The 1,634-nt window shown below is 22.1% G+C and carries 2 protein-coding genes; one reads left to right on the plus strand and one right to left on the minus strand.

Going from position 1 to position 1,634, the window contains the following annotated elements; all coding sequences use genetic code 11:
• Positions 1-164: 164 nt before the first annotated feature.
• On the plus strand, positions 165-608 hold the full coding sequence (locus QZ306_RS10550) for a hypothetical protein (RefSeq protein ID WP_295163665.1): 444 nt from the start codon (positions 165-167) through the stop codon (positions 606-608).
• Here QZ306_RS10550 and QZ306_RS10555 read toward each other — a convergent pair.
• A complete protein-coding gene (locus QZ306_RS10555; RefSeq protein ID WP_295163666.1) occupies positions 595-1,515 on the minus strand; it encodes a hypothetical protein in 921 nt (306 codons plus the stop codon). The genes QZ306_RS10550 and QZ306_RS10555 overlap by 14 nt on opposite strands.
• Between the last annotated feature and the right edge of the window lie 119 nt (positions 1,516-1,634).

Below are 1,634 nucleotides of genomic sequence, written 5' to 3' on the forward strand. Positions count from 1 at the left end.
ATTTTAATGATAATGAAGAAGGTAATAAGTATGCAAAAGAGTTTAATCTTAATAAATACAAAATAAATGAAGAATATGAAGAAGAAGAAGAAGATTAAAAAACTTAAACTTTATTTTTGTATTTATTATTTTTATTTTTTACTTTTAATACAAAAATGAGATGTATGAAAGTTTTTGAATATGTTAATAACCTTATTCAATTATTACAAGATCCAAATAAGTTTAATGATTGTGATTTTTCTATTTTATGTGATAAATATCCTGTTTTAATAGGAAGAAATAGTTTTAGAGCTCGAGTTTTGTATGTTTCACTTAAAAATAAAGAAGGTGAAATAACAAGATTATATCCAGATAAGTTAAAAGAATTAGATTTTGAGTATATTAATATAACATCTAATTTAAGAAGAAGAATATCTATGAATTTACAAGAATTCTTCATTAACGGAAATACTGAATTACATGAATATTTAGAGAATAGTTACTTTAATTATAGTATTGAAAAAGCAAATCCAGAAACAAAAAAAATAATTGAACAATTAAGACAAAAATATAATATAGAATCTTATGATCTATTTGTCGGTAAACATCAAGATCTTATACTCGAATAAACTTAATTGTATTTTCTCTAACATTTACTAAAATAAAATCATGATTCTTCATTTTTACATAATATCTCCATAATTCATCAAACATAATCGGAAGTGAAACTTGTTGATAAATATATTGTAATTTTTGTCGTGAATAACCACTAAATATGAAGAAAGTTGTAGCATTATTTTTGTAATCTGTTGATATTGATTTAAAGAACTGAATATTAATATAAACTATTGAATGTTTATGTCTTAATTGAGTAATATAGTTAGTAAAGTATGCTGATTTAATTAATTTACTTTTAACAAAATCTTCACATAATATAATAGTGTTTAAAGGTTGATTTGGCTTATTTAGTTTATTAACATGAAGAAACTCAAACATAGAATTTAGCTTATTATTATCAATAGTTATTTTTGGTGTATTACAATATTTATCAAACAATTCTTTATATAAATCTAGTTCTTTCAAATATTTTTCAGCATTAGAATCTGATATAACTTGAATCGGTAGTTGAATTAATTCTTGTTGAGCTTCAAACGTACTATCATTAATTGAACCATTTTTGCTAATATAAACAATTAAATGAAAGTTACAATCTTTTAATCTAGATATTTGAATAATATCTCTTAACATAATATGAGTTTTTCCGCGACCTTGATTCCCGACTAGAATATTTAATGAATTGTAATAAGCAAATATTCCATTAGCTACAGATCTTATACTTTCAGCTAATATCTTATCTTTATTTTTGTTATAAGCTTCATTCATTGCAATATCTATATCAAATTCTTTTTCTTCTTCAATTTCATCATCATACTCACTTGATTCTATATACTTAAAATTAGTAGGAATCATCCTTTTTTTAACATATTTAGTTATCGTTAAATGATTAAGAATATAGTTTTGCTCTAATTTCTTCACTTAATTCAGGACTTGAATCATATGTAAAACCGATAATAATAACTGCTAATTCAACAACAACAACACTTAATAATATTTCAGTAATCATTTTTGAACAAAAATAAAACAATAACATTTAT

It is taken from the genome of uncultured Brachyspira sp. (assembly GCF_910588665.1).
GTDB lineage: Bacteria > Spirochaetota > Brachyspiria > Brachyspirales > Brachyspiraceae > Brachyspira.

What these genes read in the sequence shown, in the direction of transcription:
- QZ306_RS10550 (WP_295163665.1), top strand. Translation starts at nt 165, where the DNA reads ATGAAAGTTTTTGAATATGTTAATAACCTTATTCAATTATTACAAGAT.